The organism is Synechococcus sp. R60.1 (genome assembly GCF_047461835.1).
Taxonomy (GTDB): Bacteria; Cyanobacteriota; Cyanobacteriia; order Thermostichales; family Thermostichaceae; genus Thermostichus.
In genome coordinates this window covers 1-7198 of the sequence record NZ_JANSIA010000013.1, presented here as the reverse complement: position 1 = coordinate 7198, position 7198 = coordinate 1, and the positions used below count along the sequence as shown (strand labels likewise).

Annotated in this window: 5 protein-coding genes; all 5 read right to left on the bottom strand. The window is 58.8% G+C overall.

The features are described from left to right. Window positions 1-202: 202 nt before the first annotated feature. Window positions 203-1297, bottom strand: coding sequence for an RNA-guided endonuclease InsQ/TnpB family protein (locus NW834_RS03370; RefSeq protein WP_414418993.1), 1095 nt, complete (start codon window positions 1295-1297; stop codon window positions 203-205). Window positions 1298-1943: 646 nt separating this feature from the next. Beyond that, window positions 1944-2720 carry a gamma-glutamyl-gamma-aminobutyrate hydrolase family protein gene (locus NW834_RS03365; RefSeq protein WP_414389413.1) on the bottom strand — a complete coding sequence of 259 codons (777 nt, stop codon included), beginning with the start codon at window positions 2718-2720 and terminating at the stop codon, window positions 1944-1946. Window positions 2721-2887: 167 nt separating this feature from the next. After that, complete coding sequence (locus tag NW834_RS03360) at window positions 2888-3952, bottom strand: ABC transporter permease (RefSeq protein ID WP_414375051.1); 1065 nt, start codon at window positions 3950-3952, stop codon at window positions 2888-2890. Window positions 3953-3995: 43 nt separating this feature from the next. Beyond that, the gene (locus tag NW834_RS03355) at window positions 3996-5771 is read right to left on the bottom strand and encodes an ArnT family glycosyltransferase (RefSeq protein WP_414418994.1); all 1776 of its coding nucleotides are present in this window, start codon (window positions 5769-5771) and stop codon (window positions 3996-3998) included. Window positions 5772-5846: 75 nt separating this feature from the next. Further along, the coding region (locus NW834_RS03350) for a hypothetical protein (RefSeq protein ID WP_414426213.1) at window positions 5847-7198 on the bottom strand (1352 nt) is incomplete at its 5' end.

The following is a 7198-nucleotide window of genomic DNA, read 5'->3' as shown; positions in this document are numbered from 1 at the left end:
CGCGAAAGGACTCCGTCCCGCTGACGCGAAAGGACTCCGTCCCGCTGACGCGAAAGGACTCCGTCCCGCTGACGCGAAAGGACTCCGTCCCGCTGACGCGATCGGGGTTGGTCAGGAAAGGCTCCCCGAGTTACCCCCGCCACCCAAAGATTTCCCCTTCTATCCGAAGCAAGAGAACCGATCCATTGACATTCTCTCCCGCCTAAAGGCGAGGGATTCTTTCCCGGTTTGTGAAACGACTTTCACTTGCCGGGCTACATTGGGCGTGAGGCCAATACCTCAACCCAATGGGGGATGCCATCACCCCAACTACTGGGACATCGAACTGCCCCAGATACTTCCGTCTCAAATTCACTGCACCCACACCGTCGCGGTGAAACCTAAAGCCATAGGCTCGGCAATGATACTCCCTACCACTGGGCTTGTGGAGCATGTTGCAGCGCGGGCACTTCTGCGAGGTGTACCGCTCCTCTTGCAACACCACCCGCATCCCCAACTGCTCTGTCTTGTAGGTGAGCATCCGCCGCACCTGTCCCGACAGCATTTGGTGGATTTTCTGGTTGGCTGCCTTGTTGTACTGGGCCGACCGCCGGATATCCCGGATGTCCCCAATCACAACCGTCTGCACGCCTCTTGCTTGGAGCGTGGAGACCAACCTGGTCGTCTGCTTGTGGAGAATGTCCGCCATCTGCTTTGCCAGCCTAGCTAACTGACGCTGCTTAGAACGAACTAACCGCTTCCACCGCCGTGAGTCTCTCTTCTTGCGAGCCATTAGCCTGGAGAGCTTGCCCTTCAGCTTGTTCTGGTAACGCCTTTGGGAACGCAGCAACCGCCCGTTGGCTATGAAAGTTTCCTTCCCATCGTGGGCAACGGCCAGATGCACTTCTCCCAAATCCACCCCTGCCACTTCCCCGGCCTTTGGTGTTTCCTCTTCTTTCCTCTCCGCCTGCCGTTTGCTGGGGTCGTAGCAGGCCCGCAGCTCGTACTGCTTGCCGTCCCAGCCGATTTCTACTTGGACTGGAGTCTCCCACGCCCAAGAAATGACCACAGGCGGGTTGGTCTTGCCGTTGGAAAGAACTAACTTCCCACCCCGAACCCTAATGGCAGAGGACTTCCAGATGACCTTGAAGTAGCGCCGCCGTCTTTTGGGGGGCTTGGCGGTGGGGTCGCTGTTGCGGCGGCTGCGCCAGGATTTCAGGGCAGCACAGAAGCTCTGCACTACGGCGTCAGCACTGTGGGCATGGAGCTCATTTTCTGGGCTGTTGGGGAACCAGCGCATTAAGCTTGCGGGTTTCAACCACAAACCTTTTTTACGGACTACCCGCCAAAAGGAAACGAGGGTTTGGGAATACAGCTGGCCTGCTGCCAAAGCCAACTGGTGCAACTGTGGGGAAGTTCCTAACTTGAGCCTGCGGACGCGATACACTTACTTTCACCGGTGCCCCAACTAAGACAGACTATAGCGCTCTGCGCCGCCGCAGGCGTCCGCGAAAGCGTCACGTAGCGATGAAGTAAAAGCCGCCCTTAAGGGCAGGGCTTGCAACCCAGTTTTCTTGGTCAGGGGTTCTAAACTGGTGGCTCCAGAGTTCATTGCCGATGGCATCGTAAAGGCGCACAAAGGCATCGCTAGGCAACTGACCCGGTCTGCTCGGGAAGAGTTCCACTCGCCGCAGGCACCCAAAAGAGCTGAGCTGGCAAAAGCCAGCCCTAAAGAGACGACTCTCTCCAGCGGTCGCTCCCTGTTCATATGCCCACGGCACCCTGACGGGAAAGGACTCCGTCCCGCTACCGCGTTCGCGTTAGCGTCGCGTAGCGACAACGGCGCTTCTTGACAAGGGGGCACCGCCTAGAAGTTAGCACGGGATAACTGACGGGATAACTGACGGGATAACTGTTGGATGATTCTCCAACGGCAGGACTGTCCTCTGGCTGGGAACCTTCCTTTAGGCGACTTGGGGTACGGGCTCAGGGTTGGGCAGCAGGCCAGCTAGGCGCGGGGAAAAACGCAGTGCTGCCTGCACAAAGGCTTGAAACAGACGGAAGTGCTCGGCTTCTTCAAAGGTGAACTCGGGGTGCCACTGCACGGCAACAGCCCAGGGGTGGGTTTCGTGTTCAATGGCCTCGATCAGCTCATCTCGAGAACGGGCAGCCAAACGCCAACCTGAGGGCACATCGCGGATGGCCTGATGGTGCCAAGAGACCACAGAGATTTCTTCTGCGCCGACGATTTGGTGTAGCCGTGTGGAGCGGATCAGGCTGACATTGTGGCGAATGGGCTTGCGATCAGCGGGGTTGAAGTGATCCAGCTCGTCGTACACATCAGGCACATGGGGGATCAGCTTGCCGCCACTGACCACATTTAACAATTGCATCCCCCGGCAAATGCCTAAAACAGGGATCCCCTGGGCCAGCACGGCCTGAGCCAAGGCCACCTCAAATCGATCCCGCTCCGCGTTCACATAGCGCACCTGGGGATGTTGCGGATCCTCTCCATAGGTGCTGGGGCAGAGGTCGCCGCCACCGGTCAACACCAGGCCATCCACCCAAGACAGCAAAACTTGGGGCTCGCTTTCGCCTGGGGGAAAAAGAACAGGGATCCCTCCGGCAGCACGAATGGCATCCACATAGCGGCCTGGCGCTACAAAGTCTCCCTCGTCATTGCGGTTGCGGGTGGTAACGCCGATGAGCGGTCGATTTGAAAAAGGGGATGTCCGATTCATCCTTCTACGATAACCTTATTTCCCGATGTTGATGGTGCTATGCCTACGGCAGAGGAACCGCACCACTGTCCTGAGCAGAAAAATCCAAAGTTTTCCCCCGCGATAGGAGTTAAATCTCGTTGTTGCGCAACGCTAACGCAAAGGGATCCCAGAAATCGCCGAAGCCATTAACCTTTCCCAAGGAAATAGCGGCGGCTGATCCCTTGGGCCAGCAAGACGAACAACACCAGGGATCCCTGAATCACACCGGCCAAAGAAGACTCCAATTGCAAAGAGAGAGGCAGTTGCAAGCTGCCGATGTTAAGACTGCTGAAGAAAAAGGCAATCGGCAAAATCAGCAGGGGGTTAAAGCCTGACAGCATCACCACCAACAAGGCCAGAAAGCCCAAATTGCTGGAGATATTGGGGATGAGGCGATGGAACAGAGCCAACACCTGCAAGGCGCCCGCCAGCCCTGCTAAGCCCCCACAGCAGGCAAATGCCATGAGCAACCTGCGGGTAGCCGGGATCCCCAACCGGAAAGCAGCTACAGGGTTTTTCCCCACCGCCCGCAACTGCAGGCCGAAGCGAGTGTTGCCCACCACCAGCACCGTCAGGGCCAAAGCCAACAGGGCCAGCAGCAACGCCACCGGACTGGCCTCTGACCGCCCCCAGGTGGGCAACCACAGACGGGGATCCAACACTTCCGTCCCGCTCATGGAAGCCACCCCCGGCCTTTTCCAAGGGCCGAAGATCAGGTAGAGCACCCAACCTTGGGCAACAAAATTCAGCCCCAGCCCAGCGAAGATCTCGTTGACCCGCCCCCACACATTCAGGATCCCAGCCAACAGGCCCCAGCCCGCCCCCCCCAGGATCCCGGCCAAAAGCGCCAAGGTAATGGCCAGTGGCGGCGGCAACCATCCCGCTTCCAGACGCACCAGAAACGTGGCCGCAATTGCCCCGACCACCATTTGCCCTTCGATGCCCAAGTTGTAGAGACCGGCAACAAACGTAAACACCAGCCCACAGCAGCAGAGGACAAGGGGAGCCAGCGTTGCCAAAACCCGGCCAAACTGAGCTTCAGTGCCGAAGGCCCCCTGCCACATGCTGGCCGCCACCTGGAGAGGTGAAGCCCCCGCCAGCAGGATCACCCCCGCCACAAATAGCAGCGCTGCCAGCCAAGCCAATCCCTGGATTACCCAGGTACGCTCTAGAGACACCCACGACCGGCCCGATTCCGCTATTCCCGCCATGCTTTAACACTTCCTAGGATTCTTAAACTTAAGATTTTTAAACTCAAAGAGGCTCCCCGCTGCCCTGCTCCAAGAGGGGATCCAAACGGCGCACCAGTTGCCAGCCCTCCACCGCCGCTAGAGGTTGTAACCCCAAATCCCGGATCTCCACCTGTTCTGCCTGCACCGGAGAAACCCAAAGGTAGTCTCCATATTCCCCTCGTTGCAGAGCCTGATCATCCACCCATCTCCCCGGATGGGGGGTATAAAAAGCGATGGCCTGAGCCTGACAGACATCCGGCAAGCCGCTGCGGCCAATATCCACCACCGTCTCCCCAGCCTCTGTCGAGGACTCCGTCCGAATAGCGCGAACGGACGGGGGCAGCATTTGGTTCCAATCCATTTGGGCAAAAGCAGGGCTGAAGTTGCCGAAATCAGGCCGCAAGACGATGGTGATCATGGCGAGGATCCCGACCAACAAGAGGATTCCCACCCACAGCTCGCCGGCGCAGCGCAACACCCGCCACCAACTGCAGATCCCTGGCAGCAAGAGGTACAAAACACCCATCACCACCAGCGGCCAAGCATGAGGCTGTAGGAGCTCCAGACCGTCTACACCTAGCCGGACGGCCACCCCCAAACCCAACAGCAACAGCCCCACCGCTGCCAGTCCCCAAGAGAGCACCTGGGCCAGACGGGGCTTTAAGTGCTCCGCACCGCTGACGCGACCCCGCATAGCCAACGCTTGATCCAAGGCTACCCCGGCCAAGAGAGCCAGCCAAGGGTAAAGCTGCACGGTGTAGTAGGGGGTTTTGGTGGGATAAAGCTGCAACAACAACAGCAGCAGCAGGGGGAAAGACCAGATTAGCAGCGTGGATCCCGGCTGCTGGCGCACCAGGAGAAAGCCACCCACCAAAGCCAAAACCGTCCACGGGAAGCCATGAACGGGAATGTGCCAAAAGTAGTACCAGCCGGTGGCATCCGCATGGAAGGGCTCTTGCCCCAGATCCCACACCTTCCCCACCAGGGTGGTCAGCACCTGTGGGCCATACACCTGCATGGCTGGACCTAGCCAGAGGCCAAAAATCCCCAAGCCCAGCCCAAGCGCCAGCCAGAATTGAGCCGATCCCAGCCACTGTCGCCGGTGCTGTGCCAGGTAGGGGATCAAAGCCGCCCCCGGCAGCAGGATCATGGCGCTTTTCATCAACAGGCCCAGCCCAAAGGCTACCCCGGTCAGCCAAAACCAAACCTTGTGGCCGTGGATGCCGTTGATCAGCCCCAGGATCCCCAGCAGCTCCAGAAAGGTGAGAGGTACATCCTGCCCCACCAGCCGCCCCTGCTGCACCCAGAGGTAGCACAAGGGCAAAATTGCCATCCCCAAAAGGACCGCCCGCATTGGCAAAAAAGGTCGCCCAATCCAGCCCACCAGGGGAATGGAGAGCAGAGCAGCGAGGATCCCCGGCAGCCGCGCCGCCCACTCATTCACCCCGTATAGGGCAAAACTGAAGGCCACGCTCCAGGTGAGCAGAGGGGGTTTCTCGAAAAAGGGCTCTCCCAAAAAAGTGGGCCCCAGCCAATCCCCTCTCCGCAGCAGCTCGCGGGCCATCTGGGCGTAAAAGCTCTCGTCGCAGCCGGCCAAACTGGGATCCGCCCCCGAGAGCACAAACAGGGGCACCGCCAAGCCCATCATCAGCAGGCTGAGGCCCCAAAAGGGCAGCAGATGAGGATTGCGGCGAAACCGGACAAAGGAGCTGGATCCCAGGGATCCCCTGGGGGGAGAAAAGCCTGGGCTGTTGTGACTACGCAACGCTGACGCGAAGAGGTGACTCAAAGGACGCATGGGACAAGGGAACGACAACAAGCAGCAGCCCTGCCCCAGCTTAAACTCTGCCGTGAGGGATCCGGTCTCCTCTCTTCAAGGAAGTTCCACGGATCCCTGTTCCTCCTGCACGGCGGCTAGCCCCTGAAACCACCCAAAAAATTGGTCGGCATAGGGTTGCAGAGCCGGTTCGAGAAAGTAGAAGTTCTCCCCTCGATCGGTGAACTCCCAGAACGAGGACTCCGTCCGAGTAGCGATAACAGCCGTGGTGGACTGTAGCTCTTGCCGGATGCTCTGTAGGCGCGCCAGGGGCTCGTGCTGCATATCCCAATAGATCAGCTTGGCCAAATCCTCCCGCCCACACCTGAGGAAATAGGCTGCCACCCGCACCTGGGTTTTGCGGATCCCACGCAGGGTAGTTTCCTGTTGCTCGCTTAAGGACTCCGTCCCGCTGACGCGAACGGGGTCTTGATCCAGGCGTAACAAGGCTTGCACAATGGCTTCCGTTGTTTCAGAGCCCAGAGCACAGCTCGACTGGGCCAACATTCCCAGATCAAAGCCAAAGGTTTCAGATAGGAAAAAGAGGCCAGCTTTGTAGGCAATTAAGCTGTAGTAGCGAAAGTAGCCAACAATCTGCAAGACCAGAGCCGACTGGCGGTGTTGTAGGGCTGCCTCGGCCAACAAGCGGTACTGCTTGAGCAGGTTGTAGCCGCTGCGGATGTCTCGCGCGTTGATGACGGCCCGCAGATAGGTGTTGAAAAACTTGATCACCCACCCCGCTACCGTGAGTTGTTGGGCTTCCAGGGCGCGGATCCCCAGCTCCCGGCTGTGAATGGCCACCAGGGTGCTCGCCTGGCGCATGCCGTTTAGCCCCTCGGCAAATAAGGCTTGATACTGCCGCAGGATCTTCAGCTCCAGCCAGGATCCTTCTGCCTCGATCCGGCCCAGCAGGCCCCTATCCACCGAAGCAAAGTCCGGATCCCGCCACAGAGCTGGAGTAAGGAGAAACCAGGCAGGGGGCAGTTGTGCTTTGTGAGCAGCATAGAAGACCCACAGAGACTTCAAGCTGTCCAAGGCTTCCAGGAGAATGCTCCCCTCCTGCTGACGGAGAGCACTGGTGGCGATGCTTTTGATTTCATCCAGAGCCGAGAGGCAGCGCTGATGAGCTGGCGAGCATTCGCCCATTGGAGAGTGCTGCTCTGTTGCTATGCCTACGGCACCCTGTATTCCTGCGCATCGCTGTTGCTGCACAACGTTGTCGTGACGAGGCTGCAGTTGCAGTGAACAACGGGAGAAATAGCCCCTCTTGGATCCGGAGTCCGATCCTGATCTCCTGGAAGCAAGGGATCCCAGGATGGCCTGCCGCACTTGCTGCTCAATGCGATGGATAATCGAAGCCGGCTGCAAAAAGTGAGACACGAAGCGAAAGTAGGGGATCAGCATCAAAA